The 23313-nt window shown below is 70.4% G+C and carries 13 protein-coding genes and 3 tRNA genes; 6 read left to right on the forward strand and 10 right to left on the reverse strand.

Translation table 11 applies throughout. The features are described 5' to 3' along the window. Positions 1-115: 115 nt before the first annotated feature. The 6 genes from casB to ACIHCL_RS03140 form a co-directional block, all read right to left on the reverse strand. Positions 116-721 (reverse strand): type I-E CRISPR-associated protein Cse2/CasB, encoded by a 606-nt coding sequence (casB, locus tag ACIHCL_RS03115; RefSeq protein WP_399856352.1) that lies wholly within the window; start codon positions 719-721, stop codon positions 116-118. 127 nt (positions 722-848) lie between these two features. Beyond that, positions 849-2555, reverse strand: a complete 1707-nt coding sequence (casA, locus tag ACIHCL_RS03120) for a type I-E CRISPR-associated protein Cse1/CasA (protein ID WP_399856354.1) — start codon at positions 2553-2555, stop codon at positions 849-851. 269 nt (positions 2556-2824) lie between these two features. Next, complete coding sequence (gene cas3, locus ACIHCL_RS03125) at positions 2825-5725, reverse strand: CRISPR-associated helicase Cas3' (protein WP_399856356.1); 2901 nt, start codon at positions 5723-5725, stop codon at positions 2825-2827. 1909 nt (positions 5726-7634) lie between these two features. After that, positions 7635-7708: transfer RNA gene (locus ACIHCL_RS03130), tRNA-Ile, on the reverse strand. Between the two features lie 339 nt (positions 7709-8047). Next, positions 8048-8120: transfer RNA gene (locus ACIHCL_RS03135), tRNA-Asn, on the reverse strand. 5 nt (positions 8121-8125) lie between these two features. After that, positions 8126-8198 (reverse strand) — tRNA-Asn (locus ACIHCL_RS03140). Positions 8199-8388: 190 nt separating this feature from the next. On the opposite strand from ACIHCL_RS03140, the gene ACIHCL_RS03145 reads away from it, so the two are divergent. The 4 genes from ACIHCL_RS03145 (at position 8389) to ACIHCL_RS03160 (ending at position 14157) form a co-directional block, all read left to right on the forward strand. Further along, complete coding sequence (locus ACIHCL_RS03145; protein WP_399856358.1) at positions 8389-8694, forward strand: YtxH domain-containing protein; 306 nt, start codon at positions 8389-8391, stop codon at positions 8692-8694. Positions 8695-8850: 156 nt separating this feature from the next. Further along, the gene (locus ACIHCL_RS03150; protein WP_399856359.1) at positions 8851-10296 is read left to right on the forward strand and encodes an FGGY family carbohydrate kinase; all 1446 of its coding nucleotides are present in this window, start codon (positions 8851-8853) and stop codon (positions 10294-10296) included. A gap of 196 nt (positions 10297-10492) precedes the next feature. Then, entirely contained in the window at positions 10493-12226 is a 1734-nt protein-coding gene (locus ACIHCL_RS03155) for an ABC transporter ATP-binding protein (protein ID WP_399856361.1), read from the forward strand. Further along, a complete protein-coding gene (locus tag ACIHCL_RS03160; protein WP_399856363.1) occupies positions 12226-14157 on the forward strand; it encodes an ABC transporter ATP-binding protein in 1932 nt (643 codons plus the stop codon). Before ACIHCL_RS03155 ends, ACIHCL_RS03160 begins: the two co-directional genes overlap by 1 nt. Before the next feature lie 145 nt (positions 14158-14302). On the opposite strand, the gene ACIHCL_RS03165 is transcribed toward ACIHCL_RS03160, so the two are convergent. The 4 genes from ACIHCL_RS03165 to ACIHCL_RS03180 form a co-directional block, all read right to left on the reverse strand. Beyond that, positions 14303-15496 (reverse strand): sigma-70 family RNA polymerase sigma factor, encoded by a 1194-nt coding sequence (locus ACIHCL_RS03165; RefSeq protein WP_399856364.1) that lies wholly within the window; start codon positions 15494-15496, stop codon positions 14303-14305. 372 nt (positions 15497-15868) lie between these two features. After that, positions 15869-17776 (reverse strand): DNA primase, encoded by a 1908-nt coding sequence (gene dnaG, locus ACIHCL_RS03170; RefSeq protein ID WP_399856366.1) that lies wholly within the window; start codon positions 17774-17776, stop codon positions 15869-15871. A 218-nt stretch (positions 17777-17994) separates the two neighbouring features. Beyond that, complete coding sequence (locus ACIHCL_RS03175) at positions 17995-19254, reverse strand: NAD(P)/FAD-dependent oxidoreductase (protein ID WP_399856367.1); 1260 nt, start codon at positions 19252-19254, stop codon at positions 17995-17997. A gap of 372 nt (positions 19255-19626) precedes the next feature. Beyond that, positions 19627-21084 (reverse strand): deoxyguanosinetriphosphate triphosphohydrolase, encoded by a 1458-nt coding sequence (locus ACIHCL_RS03180; RefSeq protein ID WP_399856369.1) that lies wholly within the window; start codon positions 21082-21084, stop codon positions 19627-19629. A 179-nt stretch (positions 21085-21263) separates the two neighbouring features. Between ACIHCL_RS03180 and ACIHCL_RS03185 the strand changes: the two genes are divergently transcribed. After that, complete coding sequence (locus ACIHCL_RS03185) at positions 21264-22028, forward strand: vancomycin high temperature exclusion protein (RefSeq protein ID WP_399856371.1); 765 nt, start codon at positions 21264-21266, stop codon at positions 22026-22028. A gap of 267 nt (positions 22029-22295) precedes the next feature. Continuing rightward, positions 22296-23096, forward strand: a complete 801-nt coding sequence (locus tag ACIHCL_RS03190) for an aminotransferase class IV (protein WP_399856373.1) — start codon at positions 22296-22298, stop codon at positions 23094-23096. Positions 23097-23313: the final 217 nt, after the last annotated feature.

A 23313-nucleotide genomic window follows, 5' to 3' on the forward strand; every position in this document is an offset into this window, starting at 1 on the left:
GTTGCTCCAGGTCGTGTGAGTGAGCGGTGGTCGGACGGTCTGCGGCCGGCACGCGTGCGGGCGCGCAAGCGGGAGGAGAACATCTGCGGCAGGGCGGACGCAGGTGTGGCGAGGGTCAGCGGCCGGATCGCGGAGCCGTTGCCCCCTGGGTCCATCCGTAGTAGTCCAGGCCCCAGCGGCGGCGCACGCGGGAGCGTGACTCGGGCCGGTTCCAGTCGTGGATGTCGGAGACCAGCCGGTCGTAGTCGAGGGGCTGCTGGATGTCCTTGAGCTGAGCGACCAGGCCTCGCAGGCGCAACTGGAGCGCTGCCGTCGATGTTGCGGAGAACGCCTGCTGGAAGCGGGAGTCGATCGCCTCGTCACTGGTGCGGTCGTGGCGCCGGAGTTCAAGCATGGCTCGGCCGAGGCCGACTCCGTCGCGGTGCATCGGCCGGCCCTGACTCTGCTGGTGCAGCCCGTAGAGAGCGAGCGCAATGTGCTCGGCTTCCTGCTCGGTCGAGACCTCCCCGCGGCGGGCGGCGAAGTCGTCGACCGGGCAGGTGTAGAACGGGAACATCTCCAGCACGGTCCCTGCGGGGCGGCCCAGGCCTCGCCGCAGAGTCGCGAGGTCCTCCCCGGGCGGGCGCTTCTCCGCCGCAGTGCCGTTCTTGCGACGCCAGCTGCCGTCTGCGGCAATGTGGCGGCGCCAGATTCTCTGCTTCGTGAGGTCTTCTTCGGTCATGTCCGTGTCCAGACGTGATGAGGGACGCTGTGTTACAAAGGGCGTGCTGCGGTGCCCCGGAGGGAATGCCGGATGGCTCCGGCCAGGGCATGGCGGATACGAGGCGCCTCACAAGGCATCTCGTCGCCTACTGGCCGTCAGGACTGTGGCCATTCCGCCGAACGGCGTCGGCCCTGTGCAGGATCTCCGCACGGCGCTTGAGGAAGAATGCCTCGGCCAGCGAGACCCGATGCGTGCGCTCGGGCTTCCCCTCCCCCTGGGAGACGCTTCTCCCTACGAACGCTCCGACCGGCACCGCCTGCAGGAGGCGGTCGGCGACCTCCCAGCTCCGACGCCAGGCAAGCTGTTCCCAGGCAAGCTGACCCGCCTCGATCCGCTCCAGATCCTCCACCCCCCTCAATCCGGTCAACAACCGTCGCACCAGAGGGTCCAGAGCATGCAGGACGAGCTCTCCGGGGCGCTGCCCCTTGTCCCAGGGGATCGGTTCGGTGCCCAGGGCACGCCGCAGATCAGCCGAGAGATGATTGACGGCCGTGGCCAAACTTTCTGCCTGTTCCGCTACTTCGAGAAGCGCAGAGCGGACGTCGCTGTCCGCTTCGAGTGCGGCCAGCGGGAGGGGCAACGCGTCGAACATCACGTCGTCGATGACAGCCGACTGATTGCCGTACGCAACGCCTGAGAGTTCCACACGGAGCGGATAGGCCTCCCCGAGGTCAGGCCCCAGGGAACCGGCCTGGTCCAGAAGCTTGCTCGTGACGAACCCGCTCGTCTTCTCCCCGGCCTCCCGGGACTGCCGCTCGGGTGCCAGGAGCGCATCCAGCCCGCGCCACGCAGCCTTCCCTGGTTGGAGGCGCAGAGGACGGCGGGGCGGCGCGGTACCGCCTCTACTTCTCCTCGCGCTCCGGCCGCCGGTCGGCTCGACGCGCCACATGGTGTGCGGCTCGGTTTCGGGTGTGTGAGACATCCGGTCCCCCGCAGCGACCAGTACGCGCGTCACCCGCAGGCCTTCGTCGATCACTTCCGGAAAGAGCCGGATCCTGCGGGATTGCCAGGTCCACAGGTCCAGGAGCCCTTCAGGCGACCGCTCCTGCCATTGGGGAGTGCCGACCGAGCGCGGATCCGCGGGCTCCCGCCTCTTCCACTGCGGCCCGTCCGTCGATGTCGGCGGCGCCCCGACCGGGAGGTTCAACAGAAGTGTCTCAAACAACGTCCTGCCGACCAGCAGGGTGACGCCCATCTGCCCGAGCGGTCCTGTCGGATTCCCGGTGGTCTTTCCCGCCTTGGCTTTCAGGTCGCCCACGGCACCCGTTTTGATCGCTGCGGTGTCCCAGCACTGCGTGTGCAGCAGCCAGTGCGCTGCCTGCGCCGGAGTCAGCGAGAAGGCATCGCCCTCCGTACGCGAAGCGAACAACGGTACGTTGTTGCCCGTGGCGGCGGTCGCGACGATCAGCCCGACATTCTTCGTCTCCCCCTTCGTCGTACACAGCTCGGCTACCTGTCCGAAGGGCTGCACCGGACTGAACAGGTCGAACAGCCCACGGTAAGCCTCCAGGTACTCCTCAAGCCTTCGCCGTTGTGCCTGCGACCACTGTCCCGCCGAGAACCAGTTCATCCACTCGCGCTCGTCGGCCGGACGTCCCAGGGCGTCGAGGATCACGGGCAGCAGAACCTGCCGGAACACGGCCGGCCTCTGAGTGGGAAGCTCCACCACCAAGTCGCCGAACTCGTGCGCCTCCAACAACGCGGTACGCAGCGAGCATTCCCGAGCCGGTCCCCCCGCGGCCGGCGATAAGAGCAACCAGGGATCATCCGTCAGGGAAAAGTCATGTGTCATCAGTCCCCCTCAATGGAACCTTCTCTGTTTAAAGCTAGCAGCGACATTGAGGTGCGCACACACTTCCTCCACAATCAGGTGCAACAATCCGGCCATTGACCTCGCATCCACCGGGCCGGCACGGTCGGACTGCGGGGATGGTCCCCTTCTCTGTTTGCGCGGCAGGACGGGAATCACGTCGTCCCCGCGCCACGCGGGGCACTGAGCCGCCGGGCGTCAGCCCGGCGGCTCGCCCCACACCCTTGAGCCCAACTGCAGCCGCACACCGGTCATCGAGCCCTCTGCACCTGGCGGAGCCCGAACTCGTCGTCGTACGACACTGTGAGGTCGCCCAGTTGAGCAGTGCGCGAAGCGTCCAGCACCAGCGCACGACTCCGACGCAACCACGGATGCCCATGCCAGCCGGGCAACGGCCCCAACTCCGAAGCGGATTGGGTGAGCTTCGGGGGAAGCCGCACCACCGAGCCCAACACCTCGTACAGCACATCCGGTGCCACATCGCCGTTGATGTTCAAGGCTCGCCCTGCCAGCGTCCGGAAGACCGCATCGTCCTTCTCCCGTATCACCAAGACGACCTCGATGGACTCATCACCGTCGCGAACCGCCGCCTGCAACGAACCCTCGTCGCTGCCCGCGGTCGATCCGCCGTAGTGCAGTCCCGCCAGCGTCCGCCTTTCGTGCTCACCGTGCGGAGTCAGCAAGAACTGCTGTGCCTCCTCGGCACGGGCCCGGTCCCGGTCCTCCTGCTCCCGGCAGGCAGTCTCACCGGCCTCCTGCCACACATCGGGCAGCAGCGACGCGTCCGCCCCGTACACCGCCTCGACCAGCCCAGGAACGTCTCCCGGGACCGACCACAGTTCGCCTGCGCCAGGCAGCACAGCAGCGGTTCGCAGTAGCAGATGACGCCCGTAGATCATCTCGCTGGCAAACACGAATGCCGGTTCACGGCCTTCACGCGGCTCGAACCCGGTAACGAACACCTGTGGCACGCGCAGCTTGTCCGGGCGCCATGTGTTCTCATGCCGATGCAGGCGTCCTACACGCTGCAGCAGAAGATCGACGGGGGCCAGATCCGTGACCAGCATGTCGACATCGACGTCGAAGGACTGCTCGGCAAGCTGAGTTGCCACCAGGATCAACCGGTCACCCCGAGGTCTCAGCGTCTGTGGACCCAGCAGACGCAGGCTCTCCTCCGTCAGATCGGCACGCCTGGCAACCGTGAAACGGGCATGCAGAAGGCGCACTTCGTCATCACCGAACCGCCCGCGCAGCTCCTCGTAGAGACTCTGCGCCCGCGCAACAGAGTTACGAATGACGAGCGCGGTCCCTCCGTCGACGAGTTCGCCCGCCAACAGGTCTCCCACCCTCGCATCCGCCTCACCCTGCAACCGCTCCCGCTCCACACGGGAGGACCGAGCACCGGGCACTGCCTCGGGCACCACTCGAACCGCCACACCGAGGTCCTCGCGCCAGCTGTCCGTAGCATCCACGTGGAACTGTGGCTTCCCCGAGGCGGGCAACCACGCCGCCGTGACACTCGGGTACCCCGGCGGTCTCGGCACCTCCAACCGGAGCTCCTCACGCGACGCTGCACCGACCAGGTATGCCTCGACCAAGGCTTGGCGCTGCGCGGGGGCAAGAGTCGCGGACAGGACGAGCACGGGCACTCCGGCCTGGCCCAGCCAGCGCAGCGCCTCCCGCAGAAACTGGCTCATGTAGATGTCACACGCGTGCACTTCGTCCAGAATCACGACCTTGCCGGCCAAGCCGGCCATCCGCAGCATCACATGCCGTGTACGGGTAGCCGCGTACAGGAGCTGATCGACCGTACCGACCACGAATGGGGCCAGCAGTCCACGCTTCGCCCCCAGAAACCACTCAGCAGGCGCCTGCCGCTCCGGCACGCCGCGCATCTCGGGCTCGATGCCGTACGGGTCGTCATCCAATCCGAACTCGTCCACTCCGCAGAACGCCTCGTCCGCATACGCCCCCGTGTTCTCCAGCAGAGCTTTCCACTCCCTGTTGAACGACCTCTTGCCGTGCAGCAGTACTACCCGGGAAGCAAGTTGCTCTTCGATTGCCTTCACCCACCGACGCGTGCGGGTGAACATGGGGTCGCTGGTCGCCTGGGTCGGCATTCCCACGAACACGCCGTCCGCTCCGAACCTGGCCGCCAGGACTTCCGCCGCGGCCTGAGCTGCCTCCGTCTTTCCCTCGCCCATCGGCGCTTCGACCACCACAAGCCCCGGACCGCCCATTCGGCGAGCCGTCTCGACCACCATCGCCTGTGAGGGCCGGGGCTCATACCTGAAACGGTCTCGGAACGCCTCGGGCCCTGGCACGTCCAGAGCCCCCCAACCGCCCTGCAGCCCCAGAGCCTTCCACGCCGACGCCGCCCGCTGGCGGGAGGTATCCAGACTCACCTGCCGCAGATCGTCGATGCCTACGAAGAAACGCTCGTCACTCGCGATCCAGTCCGCCATGACTACCAGTCCACTGAGCTGCAGTTGGAGTGCCCTGGACGGAACCACCACCGGCTCCACCTCATAGAGGGTCCCGAACCCGACCTCCCGGGTGAACACGTCAAGCAAAGCTTGCTGAACCGGACGCCACACCCCCCTCCCCCGCAACTGCCCCTTCGCCGAACGAGGCTCCTGCACATCCCGAAGCGAGGGAAACGCACCATGGTGGCCGGCCACCAACGGCCACACCCAGTCCAACTGCTCCGCATCCCACCCAGCATCGGCCAGTAACTCTCGCGCCATCAGCCCGCCGGCCCAGTCGTGACGCCACCGTTTCTGCTGCTTCGCCCCCGCCACAGCAGCCGTCTCAACCCACGTCAGCCCTGACCGACGCACAGCCTCCGCACCCTCCGGCCACAAACGCTGATGCGCCGGCGTCGCCTTCCCGCAATCGTGAACCCCGCACAACCAGGCAAAAAACCGTCGCCCCCGCCCCGGCCCACCAGCTATCTCATCCAGCACCGACCGTGTCGAACGCGCAAGGAAGCTGTCCCACAGCAACTCCGCAACCGCCGCGGTATCCAAGAGGTGCGCCATCAGAAGACTCGTACTGCCCCCTGCCCGCTCCCGCGACTTTCCCCACATCGTCCCCAACGCTCTCACCACAAACGGCTCGTAACGCCCACTCAACTCCTGAAGATCCACCATGTCCCCGCACGCTCATCCAGAACTGAGTACCAGAGCGTAAAGGCCCCCACTGACAACATGGCTCAGCTGCGGAAACACTCAGATGTCTGGGTGCAAAGCCACAATCCCCACAGGCGCAGCCTGCAAGGCCGCAGCAATAGACGGTTGCCCCGGCAGGCACGGCGCTCAACGTGTCGTAGACCAAGGTGGCGTTCTCCCCGCGCCCCGGCCCGCGCAGCAAGTCGACCGGACCATCCCGCGGGCGCGGGGTCGACTGCCTACTGCCGGTGCTGCGGTACTCGCGGGCCGGACCACCCCCGCGGGCGCGGGGTCGACTGCTCAACCTACTCCCGGCAGTAGGTTGAATCCGGACCATCCCCGCGGGCGCGGGGTCGACGGCACCCCGTTGCCGTCACGGTCGTACCCGGTCGGACCATCCCCGCGGGCGCGGGGTCGACCAGGCCCTCCTCGGCGAGAACGTCACCGCGGGCCGGACCATCCCCGCGGGCGCGGGGTCGACTGACGACGACGCGTCGCCGGTGCGGCTGCTGGCGGACCATCCCCGCGGGCGCGGGGTCGACAGTTACGACGCCCTGCGTACCACCGTGACCGGCGGACCATCCCCGCGAGCGCGGGGTCGACCCCTTGATCTTCGCGGTCTTCTCCGACGGCGCCGGACCATCCCCGCGGGCGCGGGGTCGACCCGGTGCGGCGGCTGACGTCGGCGAGGATCGCCGGACCATCCCCGCGGGCGCGGGGTCGATGACCGAGACCACTACCGGAGGTGTGAACCCCCCGGACCATCCCCGCGGGCGCGGGGTCGATGACGTCGACCTCATGATCCGTCGACAGATGGACGGACCATCCCCGCAGGCGCGGGGTCGATGCGTGCCGGATTGTGGAGGTGGTGTGGAGGCCCGGACCATCCCCGCAGGCGCGGGGTCGATGTTCGCGGACGGGGAGCGGGGCCGGGCCGCCCTGGACCATCCCCGCAGGCGCGGGGTCGATTCCAGCTCGGCGGCGCGGTCGAGGTATCCGACCGGACCATCCCCGCAGGCGCGGGGTCGATGACCCGAACACTCACCCCGGCCTGGGGCTGGACGGACCATCCCCGCAGGCGCGGGGTCGATCGGGAGCGAATGCGGCAGATGGACCGAGAGGCCGGACCATCCCCGCAGGCGCGGGGTCGATGCCTGGAGCGAGGCGGCGGCCTCGGCCAGCCGCGGACCATCCCCGCAGGCGCGGGGTCGATCCGGTACCCGGACGGTGGCCAGGTGTCGCCGTCGGACCATCCCCGCAGGCGCGGGGTCGATACTTGTTGAGCTGGGACTTTACTGGGTGGAGTGGCCATTTTCATTTGGTTGCTTCTGAGACGGGCTGGCCTGGGCAAACATCCGCTCCAGCGCCTAGGCACCCGTAGACCTCCCGTGGAAGGGACAGGCCCATCACACCACGCGCGATGCCGGGCCAGCGGTGAGCACGGATACACAAGCCCCACGTCGGCCTTCGTCGTTGCCATGCGCACTGTGCGCTTGCGCAGCCTTCGCATCCGGGGCGTCTGGAACTTGGCTCGACCTCCAGCCCCGGTCTGACCCACGCGATCGACACCCCCGTCGCGAAAACTCATGACGGCCAGAGCCCGGGATCCCCAGTGCGGAACCTACTGTCGTCCGCTCTCGGTGCGGGCCTGTCGGCCTCGGACGGCCGGAGTCCACGCTGGCAGAACAGTCCACGATGGGCGGGTGGGACCGTCAATCGACGCTCCCACCGACGCGTCACCACAAAAAACCAGGCCACAGCCGCCCAAGGGACCTCATTGATCCGCGATGACTCACGTTCACTGCACCTCCGTGAGGCATCCGCTGCACGCAAAACACCCCACAAAAACGCATTCCCCCAGGTCAGAACGATTCTGCCTGGGGTTGCACGGTGGGGCGGGTGGGACTCGAACCCACGGCCGACGGATTATGAGTCCGTTGCTCTAACCGGCTGAGCTACCGCCCCTTTTCGGCGTGTCGCGTACAAGTGTGCGCGCCGTCTGCCGCAGCATAGCCGGTCATACGATCTCTCGCTTCGAATGGTCGGCTTCGCGTGGCCGCGCGGCGCCCCGCACCCCTGCCGGGCTCCAGAACCCGCGAAAGGGTCCACCAGCACTCCGCCCTCGCCGTCGGAGTGCCCTGCCCGCGTTGCCAGCCACGGTCGGCCGGTCGACTGCACGGACCATCGGGCGACGGTCACCGGGCGGGACAGACGGCCGCCGGAACAGCCACCAGGACGGTCCCGGGCACACAAAACGGTCCCGCACACACGAAAAAGGACCCCGTAGGGTCCTCCTTCGATCTGCTCCCCCGACTGGACTCGAACCAGTAACCCTCCGGTTAACAGCCGAATGCTCTGCCAATTGAGCTACAGGGGACCGCGCTCCCCCGACTGGACTCGAACCAGTAACCTGCCGGTTAACAGCCGGCTGCTCTGCCAATTGAGCTACAGGGGATTGCCATGTCTGCACCGAGCCCCGCCCACCTGGCTGCTGTCAGGCGGCGCGTGCTCGCTGCGACACATACATTAGCGCAAGCAGGGGGGTGCTTTGCCAATCGGTATCGCCCGGGGTGATCTCGGGTGCCCAGGGGTAGGGCAGCCCACGTCGCGCCGAGCGGCGCACTGAGCCAGGAAGGGTGGCAGCCATGCGGTACCGGCTCGCGTTCATCGCCGGACTCGCCCTCGGATACGTGATCGGGACACGGGCCGGGCGCGAACGTTACGAGCAGCTGAAGAAATCCGCACGGGAGTTCGCTCAGAACCCGGCCGTGCGCAACACCGCCGAGTCCGCGGTGCAGACCGGCCGCGAACTGGCGGGCCGGGCGTACCACTCGGTGGGCGACAAGGTGGGCGAGAAGGTGCCCGCCTCGGTGACCACCCGGGTGCGCTCGCTGCGGGAGCGGAACCGGGACCGGAACAGCGAGGACGACTGGGGCACCTCCAACACATAACCGGCCCGCGACACGTGGCCGGGCCCGCGACACGTCGCCGCCGGGCCCGCGCGGCACCCCCGTGGGCGGCCGACCCGCACGCGGCGGGGCCACCCGCGGGGGGGGCGTCATCGAACGGGTACGGAAAAGCTCCGGCGGTGCGGCAGAATCTTGTGCATGGGGATAGTCGCCGGTTTGGACAGCTCTTCCGCCTTCACACACATCGTCGTCTGTGACACGGACACGGGTGCCGTGCTGCGCCGGGGTTACGCCGCCCACCCCGTCGAGCCGAAGGCCGTCGAGGTCGACCCGCAGGCGTGGCTGCTCTCGCTGGGCGAGGCGGCCGGCGGAGGGCTGCTCGAAGGGGTGCAGGCCATCGGCGTCTCCGCCCAGCAGCACGGGCTGGTGCCGCTCGACCACCAGGGCAACCTCGTACGTCCGGCGCTGGTCGGCAACGACAAACGGGCGCAGGCCGCCGCGGCCGACCTGATCGACGGGCTGGGCGGACGCCAGGCGTGGGCCGAGGCGGTCGGCGCGGTCCCGCAGGCCGCGCAGCCCGTGGCGAAGCTGCGCTGGCTGGCCCGGAACGAGCCGGAGGCGGCGCAGCGGGTGGCCGCGGTCCTCCAGTCGCACGACTGGCTGGTGTGGCAGTTGCTGGGCCGGCCGGCCCGGCGGACCACCGACCGGGGCGCCGCGTCCGGCACCGGCTTCTGGTCGGCGGCCACGAGTACGTACCGGGCCGACCTGGTCGAGCTCGCGCTGGGGCACCCGGCGGCGCTGCCCGAGGTGCTCGGCCCCTCCGACACAGCGGGGACGACCCCCGAGGGGCTGCTGATCTCCGCGGGGACGGGCGAGACGATGGCGGCGGCGTTCGGGCTCGGGATCGGGGCCGGTGACGCCGTGGTGTCGCTGGGCGCCTCGGGTTCGGTGATGGCGGTGCACCACGAGGCGCTGTCCGACCCGAGCGGAACGATCACGTCGCTCGCGGACGCGACCGGGATGCATCTGCCGGTGGTGTACACGTCGAACGCGGTGCGGGCGTTGCGCGGAACCGCCGAGATGCTGGGCGTGGAGGGCATCGAGGAGCTGTCCGCGCTGGCGCTGAAGTCGACGCCGGGCGCCTCCGGGCTGGTGCTCCTGCCGTATCTGGAGGGCGAGCGCACCCCGCATCTGCCACACACGGCGGGGACGCTGTGCGGGCTGCGGCGCGAGTCGATGAAGCCGGAGCACCTGGCGCGGGCGGCGTTCGAGGGGATGCTGTGCTCGCTGGCCGACGCACTCGACGTGCTGCGCGGCCGGGGCGTCGAGGTGCGGCGGGTCTTCCTGTTGGGTGCGGCGGCCGAACTGCCCGCCGTGCAGGGCATCGCACCCGCGCTGTTCGGCACGCAGGTGGTCGTTCCCCAGCCGGCCGAGTACGCGGCACTGGGCGCGGCCCGACAGGCGGCCTGGGCACTGGGCGTCTCGCAGGGAACGGCCGATCCGCACACTCCCCCGGCCTGGCAGGGCGCGGCGGCCCGGGTGCTGGAGCCCGGAGAGGAGCTGGCGGTCGGTCAGGCGGTCCGCCAGCAGTACGTGGCGACGCGGGACCAGGTCCACCCGGGGGCGTTCGCGCCGGCGACCTGACCCGATCCGCGCGGCGCACGGCTGCGCGTGGTCGGCGCGTGGAACGGCACGGTCGGGTACATGCGCCGGAGTCATCCTTCGCCACATGTACTCGGTCCGTTTTTTTACCCGGTCTTGAATAAAAACGTTCGCAGCACTGTACGGGGTACCGGAAAATGGGTCGACTCCCGACCTCCGCCGACTCCGAGAGACACGCGTGCTCATAAAACTCCTGCGGGCTCATCTCGGCCCGTACAAGAAGCCCATCGTGCTGCTCGTCCTGCTCCAGCTCCTGCAGACCTGCGCCACCCTCTACCTGCCCACCCTGAACGCCGACATCATCGACAACGGCGTCGTGAAGGGGGACACGGGCTACATCCTGGAGTTCGGCGGCGTGATGATCGCCGTCAGCGTCGTCCAGGTGGCCTGCAACATCGGTGCCGTCCACTACGGCTCCCGTACCGCCTCCGCCCTCGCCCGCGACGTCCGGGCGGCGGTCTTCGACCGGGTCCAGTCGTTCTCCGCGCGGGAGGTCGGACGGTTCGGCGCGCCCTCGCTGATCACGCGGACCACCAATGACGTCCAGCAGATCCAGATGCTGGTGCTGATGACGTTCACGCTGATGGTGTCGGCGCCGATCATGTGCGTCGGCGGCATCGTCCTGGCGCTCGGCCAGGACGTCCCGCTGTCGTCGGTGCTGCTCGCGGTGGTGCCGGTGCTCGGTATCGCGGTGAGCCTGATCGTGAAGCGGATGCGCCCCTTGTTCCGCACCATGCAGGAGCGGCTCGACACCGTGAACCGGGTCCTGCGGGAGCAGATCACCGGCAACCGGGTCATCCGCGCCTTCGTCCGCGACGGCTACGAGACGAAACGCTTCGGCGTCGCCAACAGCGAGCTGACCGACGTGTCGGTGTCCACCGGGCGGCTGATGGCGCTGATGTTCCCGACGGTGATGACGGTCGTGAACGTGTCGTCGATCGCCGTGGTCTGGTTCGGCGCCCACCGCATCGATGGCGGCGGTATGGAGATCGGCGCGCTGACCGCGTTCCTCGCCTATCTGATGCAGATCGTCATGTCGGTGATGATGGCCACCTTCATGTTCATGATGGTGCCGCGCGCCGAGGTGTGCGCCGAGCGCATCCAGGAGGTCCTGGAAACCGAGTCCAGCGTGGTCCCGCCCGTCGCCCCGGTCCATGAGCTACCCACCCGCGGTCATCTGGAGGTCCGGGGCGCGGACTTCCGCTACCCGGGCGCCGAGGAACCGGTGCTGCGCTCGGTGGACCTGGTGGCCCGCCCCGGCGAGACCACCGCGATCATCGGGTCGACGGGCAGCGGGAAGTCGACGCTGCTCGGACTCGTGTCGCGGCTGTTCGACGTGACGGACGGCCAGGTGCTGGTCGACGACACGGACGTGCGGACGCTGGACCCGGCGCTGCTGGCGAGGACCGTGAGCCTCGTCCCGCAGAAGCCGTATCTGTTCTCCGGGACGGTCGCGTCGAACCTGCGGTACGGGAACCCGGACGCGACGGACGAGGAGCTGTGGCACGCGCTGGAGGTCGCGCAGGCCAAGGAGTTCGTCGAGGCGCTGGAACACGGGCTGGAAGCACCGATCGCGCAGGGCGGCACCAATGTCTCCGGCGGGCAGCGGCAGCGCCTGGCGATCGCCAGGACGCTGGTGCGGCAGCCGGAGATCTACCTCTTCGACGACTCGTTCTCCGCTCTCGACTACGCGACCGACGCCGCCCTGCGCGCGGCGCTGACGCGGGAGACGGCAGGGGCGACCGTGGTGATCGTGGCACAGCGGGTGTCCACCATCCGCGACGCGGACCGGATCCTGGTCCTCGACGAGGGCAGAGTCGTCGGTTCCGGCACCCACCGCGAACTGATGGACGGCAATGAGACGTACCGGGAGATCGTGCTCTCCCAGCTGACGGAAGCGGAGGCCGCGTAATGGCCGGGCCTGGCGGGCGGATGATGGCGGGCGGCGCGCCGACCGATCGGTCCATGAACTTCAAGGGGTCGTCGAAGCGGTTGCTGAAGCGCTTCGCGCCGGAGAAGTCCTCCCTGTACGCGATGCTGGCGGCCGGGGTGCTGAGCGTCGGCCTCTCGGTGGTCGGGCCGAAGATCCTCGGCCGCGCCACGGACCTGGTCTTCGCCGGGGTCATCGGCCGGCGGATGCCCGAGGGCGCCACGAAGGAGCAGGTCGTCGAGGGCCTGCGCCGGGACGACAGCGGGCTGGCCGACATGCTCTCCGGGGTGGACTTCGTCCCCGGCCGCGGCATCGACTTCGGCGCGGTCGGCGATGTGCTGCTGGTGGCGCTGGCGATCTATGTCGCGGCCGGGCTGCTGATGCTGGTGTCGAGCCGGCTGTCGATCCGGATCATCAACCGGGTCGTGTTCCGGCTGCGCGAGGACATCCAGGCGAAGCTGTCACGGCTGCCGCTGTCGTACTTCGACCAGGCACAGCGCGGCGAGGTGCTCAGCCGGGCGACGAACGACGTCGACAACATCTCGCAGACGATGCAGCAGACGTTGGGCCAGCTCGTCAACTCCCTGCTCACCATCGTCGGCGTGCTGGTCATGATGTTCTGGATCTCGCCGCTGCTGGCACTGGTCGCGCTGGTGACGGTGCCGCTCTCGGTGGTCGTCGCGGCGAAGGTCGGCAAGCGTTCGCAGCCGCAGTTCGTGCAGCAGTGGAAGGTGACCGGCAAGCTCAACGCCCACATCGAGGAGATGTACACCGGGCACACCCTGGTGAAGGTCTTCGGGCGGCAGGAGGAGTCCGCGAAGGCCTTCGCCGAGCAGAACGAGGCCCTGTACGAGGCCGGGTTCAAGGCGCAGTTCAACAGCGGGATCATGCAGCCGCTGATGATGTTCGTGTCGAACCTGAACTATGTGCTGATCGCCGTCGTCGGCGGTCTGCGGGTCGCCTCGGGCTCGCTGTCGATCGGCGACGTGCAGGCGTTCATCCAGTACTCGCGGCAGTTCTCGATGCCGCTGACCCAGGTCGCCTCGATGGCGAACCTGGTGCAGTCGGGCGTCGCGTCGGCCGAGCGGATCTTCGAGCTGCTGGACGCCGAGGAGCAGAACCCCGACCCGGCATCCGGCGAGGCCGAGCGGCCGAAGGAACTGCGCGGCAGCGTCTCGCTGGAGAAGGTGTCGTTCCGCTACGACCCGGAGAAGCCGCTCATCGAGGACCTGTCGCTGAACGTCGAGCCCGGGCACACGGTCGCGATCGTCGGCCCGACCGGCGCCGGCAAGACCACTCTGGTCAACCTGCTGATGCGGTTCTACGAGGTGACGGGCGGCCGGATCACCCTCGACGGCGTCGACGTGGCGAGGATGAAGCGCGACGAACTGCGGTCGGGCATCGGCATGGTCCTCCAGGACACCTGGCTGTTCGGCGGGACGATAGCCGAGAACATCGCGTACGGCGCCACGCGCGAGGTCACCCGGGAGGAGATCGAGGAGGCGGCGAAGGCGGCCCACGCCGACCGTTTCATCCGCACCCTGCCGGACGGTTACGACACGGTGATCGACGACGAGGGCTCCGGGGTCAGCGCGGGCGAGAAGCAGCTGATCACCATCGCGCGGGCGTTCCTGTCCGATCCGGTGATCCTGGTGCTCGACGAGGCGACCAGCTCCGTCGACACCCGTACCGAGGTGTTGATCCAGAAGGCGATGGCGCGCCTGGCGCACGGGCGCACCAGCTTCGTGATCGCGCACCGGCTCTCCACCATCCGGGACGCCGATGTGATCCTGGTGATGGAGAACGGCTCGATCGTCGAACAGGGCACGCACGAGGAGCTGTTGGCGGCCGGTGACGTGTACGCCCGGCTGTACTCGGCGCAGTTCGCACAGGCGGTCGCCGAAGTCGACTAGACCGGGGCCGGCCACGTCGGGCGGGGTGTGCCGGACGCGGACGGGTAGGCCGGGCAGCCGGTGGCGGAGCCGGCCGGTCCACGGAGGACCGGCCGGCTCCGCCGTGCCTCGTCCGCCCCGCCGGTGCCACGGCCCGTCCTCACCGTCAGTCGAGATAGCCGCGGAGCTGGTCGGCGAAGGTGTGGTCCCGCAGTTTGCCGAGGGTCTTGGACTCGATCTGGCGGATGCGTTCGCGCGTCACGCCGAAGATCCGGCCGATCTCCTCAAGGGTACGGGGCCGCCCGTCGACCAGCCCGTAGCGCAGCTGGACCACTTTCCGCTCGCGTTCCCCGAGCGTGGTCAGCACCGCCCCCAGGTGCTCGCGCAGCAGTAGGAACGCGGCGGAATCGACCGGGGACGCGGCATCGCCGTCCTCGATCAGATCGCCGAGGGCGATGTCCTCCTCCTCGCCGACGGGGGCGTGCAGCGAGACGGGTTCCTGGGCCAGGCGCAGGATCTCGCCGACCCGCTCAGGGGTGAGGTCGAGCTCGTCGGCGACCTCCTCGGAGGTGGGTTCCCGGCCGTGTTCCTGGAGCATCCGCCGCTGGACCCGTACGACCCGGTTGATCAGCTCCACGACGTGGACCGGGACCCGGATGGTCCGCGCCTGGTCGGCGAGGGCGCGGGACATGGACTGGCGGATCCACCAGGTCGCGTACGTGGAGAACTTGTAGCCCCGGGTGTAGTCGAACTTCTCCACCGCCCTGATCAGTCCGAGGTTTCCCTCCTGGACCAGGTCGAGCATGGTCAGCCCGCGGCCGACGTACCGTCTGGCGACGGAGACGACCAGGCGGAGGTTTGCCTCGATGAGGCGGCGCTTGGCCATCCGCCCCATGACCACCAGCCGGTCGAGGTCGACGGCCAGCCGGGTGTCCGGGTCCGGGGTTCTCGCGAGCCGTTCCTCCGCGAAGAGGCCGGCCTCGATCCGGCGGGCGAGCTCCACCTCGTCGGCGGCGGTGAGCAGCGGGATGCGGCCGATCTCCCGCAGGTACTGGCGGAAGAGGTCGGCGGAGGGGCCGGTGCTCTCCGGACGGCCGCGCGGCTCCGGGGCTTCGGGGATCCTCGGCGGCTCGCCCGTGAACGCCTCGGGCGGACCGGACGACTCGGCGGGCTCCGGCGTCCCCGGTGTCCCGGTGGTCCTGGACGCCTCCGGGGGTTCGCACGGGCCGGGCGCCTCGGGCGTCCAGGGCGGCTCGGGCGGGACCCGCTGCTCCGTCGCGGCCTCGGGGTGGAGCACGGCCCGGTTCTGCGCGGGGATGGCCGAGACGCGCTCAGCCGTGGTCACGGTCCGGGTCTGCACAGGGCGACCTCCAGGTGATCACTGCCGGACCACGGGACGGCACCACCGCTCTCGGGGGGACCGGCCCGCGCTCCGATGACTCGGGCACCGCCTCCAGTGTGGGGTAAGACACACCACTGCCACGAGGGGCGTGCGGGGACTTTCTGAGTCCGTTCCGTGACCGGGCGGTTACGTGGATGGAGGGAGGGAATGGGGCGGTGCGGGACCGCGTGAGCCCCGTGGGGGGCGGTGGGGCCCGGGGGCCGGGGAGAGAAGTCCGGCTCCCCGCCGAGCGGGTGCGCGTCCGGGCGGGGCACGGCGGACCGGGCAGGCCGGCGGGCGCGTGCGGTACGCGGACGCCGGCCGGAGCGGGGCGCGCCGGAGCGGGGCGCGTCAGAGCGCGTCGGCGCCGTGGTTGCGCAGGGTCTCGGCGTACTGCTGGAGGACCCAGACCTCGTTCTGCGCGGCCGCGAGTTGCTCCGGGGCCACATGGCTGCCGAGGCGGGCCAGGCTGCCCTGGACCTCGTCGATCCGGCGGTCGACGGCGCGCAGCCGAACGTGGACGAGCTGCATTCCGGCGTAGTTCTCGTCGATGGTCTTGCCGTGGAAGACCTCCACCGCCAGTTCGGTGACGAGGTTGCGCACCACGTCGTCGGGGGCCGCGTCCAGCACCCGGGCCAGATAGTCGCGGGTCTCCGGGACGCCCGTCTCGGCGCCGCCCGCGTCCGCGATGCACTGCCGGATCGCGGCGTAGGGCGGGGCGGTGAACTCGTCGGCCCCATAGGCGTCGAAGGCTGGTGAGACGAGTGAGGGCTTCTGGAGGGCGAGCTTGAGCAGTTCGCGTTCGGTGCGGTGGGCGGGGCTGCGCAGGTGGAGGGCGGGACCCGAGGGGGCGGCGGGCGACTGGATCCGGTCGTGCCGGGCGCCGTCGCGGGAGGGGGCCGGGGCGGGGCCGCGCCGGTCGCCCCGTTCGCGGGCCCAGCGGGCGAGCTGGGCGACCCGCTTGACCACGAACTGGGTGTCCAGGATGCCGAGCATGCCGGCCAGTTGGACGGCCACCTCGTGCTGGGAGGAGCTGTTCTTGATCCGGGCGACGACGGGCGCCGCCTCGTCCAGCGCCGCCGCACGCCCCGCCGGGGTCTCCAGGTCGTACCGGTTCACGATCTGGCGCAGCGCGAACTCGAAGAGCGGGGTGCGCGGTTCGACCAGGTCGCGGACGGCCTCGTCACCCTTGACCAGGCGCAGGTCGCAGGGGTCCATGTTGTCCGGCGCGATCGCGATGTACGTCTCGGCGGCGAACTTCTGGTCGTCCTCGAAAGCGCGCAGCGCGGCCTTCTGCCCGGCGGCGTCGCCGTCGAAGGTGAAGATCACCCGGGCGCTGCCGTTGTCCATCAGCAGCCGGCGCAGGATCTTGATGTGGTCCCCGCCGAAGGCGGTGCCGCAGGTGGCGATGGCGGTGGTGACCCCGGCGAGATGGCAAGCCATGACGTCGGTGTAGCCCTCGACGACGACGGCCCGGCTGGTCTTGGCGATCTCCTTCTTCGCCAGGTCGATGCCGTAGAGCACCTGGGACTTCCGGTAGATCGCCGTCTCGGGGGTGTTGAGGTACTTCGGTCCGTTGTCGTCCTCGCGCAGCTTGCGGGCGCCGAAGCCGACGATGTCGCCGGAGGTGTCGCTGATCGGCCACATGAGCCGGCCGCGGAAGCGGTCGATGGGGCCGCGCCTGCCGTCCTGGGAGAGGCCGGAGGCGATCAGCTCCTTGTCGCTGAAGCCCTTGCCGCGCAGATGGCGGGTCAGGTGGTCCCAGCCCGCCGGGCTGTAGCCGATGCCGAAGTGGGCGGCGGTGGCCTGGTCGAAGCCGCGCTCGGCGAGGAACTTCCGGCCGATCTCGGCTTCGGGTCCATTCAGCTGCTCGCGGTAGAAATCGGCGGCCGCCTTGTGCGCCTCGACGAGCCGGATGCGTTCGCCGCGCTGGTGGGAGGGGTTGTACCCGCCCTCCTCGTACCGCAGGGTGATGCCCGCCTTGGCGGCGAGCCGCTCGACCGTCTCGGAGAACGAGAGATGGTCGATCTTCATCACGAAGGCGATCGTGTCGCCGCCCTCCTGGCAGCCGAAGCAGTGGAACAGGCCCTTGCTCGGGCTGACCTGGAAGGAGGGGGACTTCTCGTCATGGAACGGGCAGAGCCCCTTGAGGTTGCCGCCGCCCGCGTTGCGCAGCTGGAGATACTCGGAAACAACGGCGTCGATCGGGACCGCGTCCCGAACCGCCTTCACGTCCTCGTCATTGATCCTGCCTGCCACGTGGTGAATTCTACGATCGGGGTACGACGGCCTCGCCGCCCCGCCGCTGTGATCCGGGACGCCCGGGGCGAAGGGCGGCCCGTCCCGTGTTCCGCCCCTCCCGCACCCGCACCCGGCCGGGCCGACCGGCCCGCTTCGCCGTGCCCCGGCCGTGCCCGGCCGGCGGTGGCTCGTCCGTCGCGCGGCCTGCCCGGCTCGGCATGGGAACGCCGGCCGCCTCAGCTCAGGGAGGCCAGCGGCACCGACGGGTCGGCCAGCGCGTCCGGGTCGATCTGCCGGCCCGACCGGATCAGGCCCTGCACACTCTCGGTCACGTCCCACACGTTGACGTTCATCCCGGCCAGCACCCGCTGGTCCTTCAGCCAGAAGGCGATGAACTCGCGCCTCCCCGCGTCGCCCCGGATGACCACCTGGTCGTAGCTGCCCGGCGGCGCCCAGCCCGAGTATTCGAGGCCGAGGTCGTACTGGTCGGAGAAGAAGTACGGCACCCGGTCGTAACTCACGTCCTGGCCGAGCATGGCACGGGCCGCGGCCGGGCCGCCGTTCAGCGCGTTCGCCCAGTGCTCCACGCGCAGCCGCCCGCCGAACAGCGGATGGGCCACGTTGGCCACGTCCCCCGCCGCGAAGATGTGCGGGTCGCTGGTGCGCAGGGAGGCGTCGACGGCGATGCCGCCGCCGTCCTTGCGCGCCGCCATGGCGAGCCCGGCGGTCTCCGCGAGGGCGGTGCGCGGGGCGGCGCCGATCGCGGCGAGCACGTCGTGGGCGGGGTGCTCCTCGCCGTCGTCGGTGCGGACGGCGAGGACGACGCCGTCCTGGCCGACGATCTCGGTGAGCCGGACCCCGAAGCGGAAGCGGACCCCGTGGTCCTGGTGCAGTTCGGTGAAGATCTGCCCGATCTCGGGGCCGACCACGTGGTGCAGCGGGGTCGGCTCCGGTTCCACGATGGTGACCTCGGCCCCGTAGCCGCGCGCCGCCGCCGCGACCTCCAGACCGATCCAGCCGGCCCCGGCGATCACCAGATGGCCGTTGTCGCGGCCGAGGGAGGTCAGGACGTTGCGCAGCCGGTCGGCGTGGGCGAGGCGGCGCAGGTGGTGGACGCCGGCCAGATCCGTGCCGGGGACGGGCAGGCGGCGCGGCTCGGCGCCCGTGGTGAGCAGCAGCTTGTCGTAGTGGACGACGGTGTCGTCGCCGAGGCGCACGGAGCGGTCGACCCGGTCGAGGGCGGTGACGGGCTGACCCAGGTGGAGTTCGATCTCGGCGGCCGCGTACCAGGCGGTCTCGTGGACGAAGACGCTGTCCCGCGCCTCCTTGCCGATCAGGTAGCCCTTGGAGAGCGGAGGCCGTTCATAGGGATGGTCGCGTTCGTCTCCGAGAAGGATCACCCGGCCGCTGAACCCCTCGGCCCGCAGCGTTTCGGCCGCCTTGGCTCCGGCCAGTCCTCCGCCGACGATGACGAAGGTCTGATGTGCGTCGACCACTTGTTGCCTCCTCGATAGGGCCTGTCCGGCGGATCTGGGTCGGACAGGGCGCGGCGTCCGGTGCGGTGCGTGGCAAGGCGCCGGGGCGTCCTCGTAGCGGAGCTGTCCGGTCGTTTCGGCAACGCCGCGAGGTGCCGTGCCGGACGCCGCGCCCCGGCCGTGATCAGCCGGACAGGCCCTCCCCGGCTGCGCGGGGCCCGACTGAGAGCGTCCCGCACGCCGCGTGATGGCGAAAGGGGGTGTACCCCGATCAGGTCATGGCCGAGAGTCACCCGGCCCGTGCCGGGAGTGTCCGAGGTGCCCCGGTCCGCCCGCCCGGTCGGCCGCGGCCGGCCTCCGGTGGTCTCCGGGTCGGCCGCCCGCCGTCTCCGCTCAGCCGCCCGGTCGGGCGAGCGAAGCGTGCAGGGAGCGCGCCGAGGCGTCGGTCAGGGCGGCGATCTGGTCGACGAGGACCCGCTTGCGCGCCCGGTCGTCGGGGGCGGCGTCGAACAGCGCCCGGAACTGCGGCTCCAGCCCCTCGGGGGCGCGCGCGGTGAGCGCGGCGGCCAGCTCGGCGAGGACGACGCGCTGCTCGGCGCGGATCGCCTCCTGCTCGGCGCGCTGCATGACGTACCGGGCCGCGACCGCCTTGAGCACGGCGCACTCGTTGCGTGCCTCGCGGGGGACGACGAGTTCGGCCGTGTACCGGCCGAGCCGCCCCGTCCCGTACGCCTGCCGGGTGGCGCTCTCGGCGGCGAGGCAGAACCGGCCGATCAGCTGGCTCGTCGCGTCCTTCAGCCGGGCCTGGGCGACGGCCGATCCGTCGTAGCCGTGCGGCCACCAGTCCTGGGCGATGAGCCGGTCCAGGGCTTCGGCCAGTTCGTCCGGGGCGGTGTCCGCCGGGACGTAGCGGCCGATGGCGACCGCCCAGATCGCGTCGCGCTCCGGTTCGGCGTACAGGCAGTTGGGGTCGATGTGGCCGGCGTGCAGCCCGTCCTCGAAGTCGTGCACCGAGTACGCGACGTCGTCGGACCAGTCCATGACCTGGGCCTCGAAGCATGTGCGGTGCGCCGGGGCCCCCTGGCGGAACCACTCGAAGACCGGCAGGTCGTCCGCGTACACCCCGAACTTCGGTGTGTCGGGGTCGCCGGGCCGTCCGCCACGCGGCCACGGGTACTTGGTGGCGGCGTCCAGGGAGGCACGGGTCAGATTGAGTCCGACGCTGACCGGCGCCCCGGTCCGGGTGTCGGGCACGAACCGCTTCGGCTCCAGCCGGGTGAGCAGGCGCAGCGACTGGGCGTTCCCCTCGAAGCCGCCGCAGTCCGACGCGAAGTCGTTGAGCGCCTGCTCCCCGTTGTGCCCGAACGGCGGGTGGCCGAGGTCGTGGGCGAGGCAGGCCGCCTCGACGAGATCGGGGTCGCAGCCGAGCGCCGCCCCGAGCTCACGGCCGACCTGGGCGCATTCCAAGGAGTGGGTGAGCCGGGTGCGGGGGCTGGCGTCCCAGGCCCGGCTGCGGGTGCCGGGGGTGACGACCTGGGTCTTTCCCGCGAGGCGGCGCAGCGCGGCGGAGTGCAGCACCCGGGCGCGGTCGCGCTGGAAGGCGGTGCGGCCGGGCCGTTTGTCCGGCTCGGCGTCCCAGCGCTCGGCGTCGCCCGTGCGGTAGGGGGTCGCGTCCCGGCCGGACGCGCCGCCCGCCCCCGTGCCCACGCCGGGGAACTCCCACGTGTCGTCCGGGCAGTCGGAGCCGTCCGGGCGGGCGTCGCGGTCCGGATCGTGCGTACGGGCCGGGTCGTCCGTGCCGTCCGTGCCGTCCGTATGCACCATGTCGCCCATGCCGTTCATACCGTCCATGTGTCCGACAGTAGACGGCCGGGCCGACAGGGCGGGAACAGTGACGAAGCCCACGGAATCGGGCTGCGGTGAACCCTTCTCCCCCGTTTCCCGTCCGATCATGTGAGACGTGATCATGTGAGACATCACGACTCGCACGGAACATCAGCGACGGGGCTCGGACACGGGGGGGGACGCCGATGCGGGAGAGACGACCGGGACGGCCGGCACGGTGGCTCGGGCGGTTGCGGACCGTGCGGCTCGGCCGGGCGTGGCCCCGGTGGCCGCGGACCCGGCGGGGGCAGCGGCGCCTCGTCCAGGCGGTGATGCTCACGTGCGTGGCGGCCCTGGCCCCCGCGACCTGGATACACACCGTCGCCGACGCCCGGGTGAGGACCACCGCGGACGTGCCCGCGCGACAGGTCGCCGTGGTCTTCGGGGCCGGGCTGTGGAAGGGCAGGCCCTCGCCGTATCTGGCGCACCGGCTGGACGCGGCAGCCGAGCTGTACCGGGACGGGAAGGTGAAGGTCGTGCTCGTGACCGGTGACAACGGCCGCGTGGAGTACGACGAACCCGACGCCATGCGCACATACCTGCGCGCGCACGGGGTGCCGGACGGGCGGATCGTGAGCGACTTCGCCGGTTTCGACACCTGGGACTCGTGTGTAAGGGCCAAGAAGATCTTCGGGGTCGACCGTGCGGTGCTGGTGACCCAGGGGTTCCACATCCGCCGGGCGATCGCGCTGTGCCGGAGTGCCGGCATCGACGCGTACGGGGTCGGCGTCGACGCCGTGCACGACGCGACCTGGTACTACGGCGGGACGCGGGAGGTGTTCGCGGCGGGGAAGGCGGCGCTGGAGGCCACGTTCAAGCCGCGGCCGCGCTTCCTGGGCCCGCAGGAGTCCGGCATCGCACAGGCACTGGACGCGGACGACCGGTTGGACGGCACGCCTGTGGACCGGTAGCCCCGCACCGGCGGTCCGTGCGCTGACGGTCCGTACACCGGCAGCCCCGCACCGGCAGGACGGCACGTCCGTGGACGCGCAGGACGGACCGGAAGGACGGCACCTCCGTGCGCCGGCGGGTCGGTTCCTCTGCGGGCCGACTGCCGTGAGATCCACGCGAAACGACTCATGGTCAACCGGGCCCGAGGCCGGGTCGGCCCGTCCGCCGCCTTTCCTGACGACTCATGACCGGCTGTCGGATCGCGCTTCCCGCATACGGTGGACCGCATGACGACTTCCGATTCCGCCCCTTTCCCCTACGCCGAGTTCGACGGCCGTCCGGCGACCGAGGCGGATCTACGGATTCCGGCTTTCCTCGGCTACGGGCATTTCACGGCCATGCAGGTCAGGGACGCGAAGGTGCGGGGGCTCGCCCTGCACCTGGCCCGGCTGGACTCCGCCAACCGGGAGCTGTTCGAGCGCCCGCTGGACGGGGAGCGGGTCCGCGCGCTGATCCGGCACGCACTGGACGGTGCCGGGGTCCGGGACGCCTCGGTCCGGGTGCACGGCTTCCTGCCGCCGGACGGCACCGGGACGACCGTCATGGTCACGGTGCGCGAACCGGCCCGGAAGCAGCTGGAACCGCACCGCCTGTTGTCCGTTCCGTACGCCCGGACCGTGCCGCACATCAAACGCCCCGGCGAGTTCGGCCAGACCTACTGGGCGCGGCGCGCCGCGCGCGCCGGTTGCGACGAGGCGCTGCTGACCATGCCGGACGGCACGGTGACGGAGGGGGCGATCCACAACGTCGGTTTCTGGGACGGCACTTCGGTGGTCTGGCCCGCCGCCCCCGCGCTGATCGGCATCACCATGGCAGTGCTGGAACAGGAACTGCCCGGCGCGGGCCTGGAGTCCGTACGGCGACCGGTGACACTGGACGGGCTCGACGCGTTCCGGTCCGCGTTCCTCACCAACTCGCAGGGCATCGTGCCGGTCCGGCACATCGACGACGTCGGGTTCACGGTGGACGAGGACCTGATGAAGCGGATCCGGCGGGCGTACGACGCCGCGCCCTGGGACACCGTCTGAGGCCACGCCTCCGAGGACAGGGCGCCACGCGGAGGCGTTGGGGGCCCGCCGGACGCGGAGCACGGCGCGCACGGGCGGGCGGCACCGGGAGACGGGACACCACCCCGGACACGGAACCGCCCCGCCTGGCCGGAGGGGAGAAGCCCGGCGGACCGGCGGGGCGGGGGGCGGTCGTATGCGCCGTCCCGTGGGGGGTGTCTGACGTGTGCCCGGCACC

It is taken from the genome of Streptomyces sp. NPDC052042 (assembly GCF_044548345.1).
GTDB lineage: Bacteria > Actinomycetota > Actinomycetes > Streptomycetales > Streptomycetaceae > Streptomyces.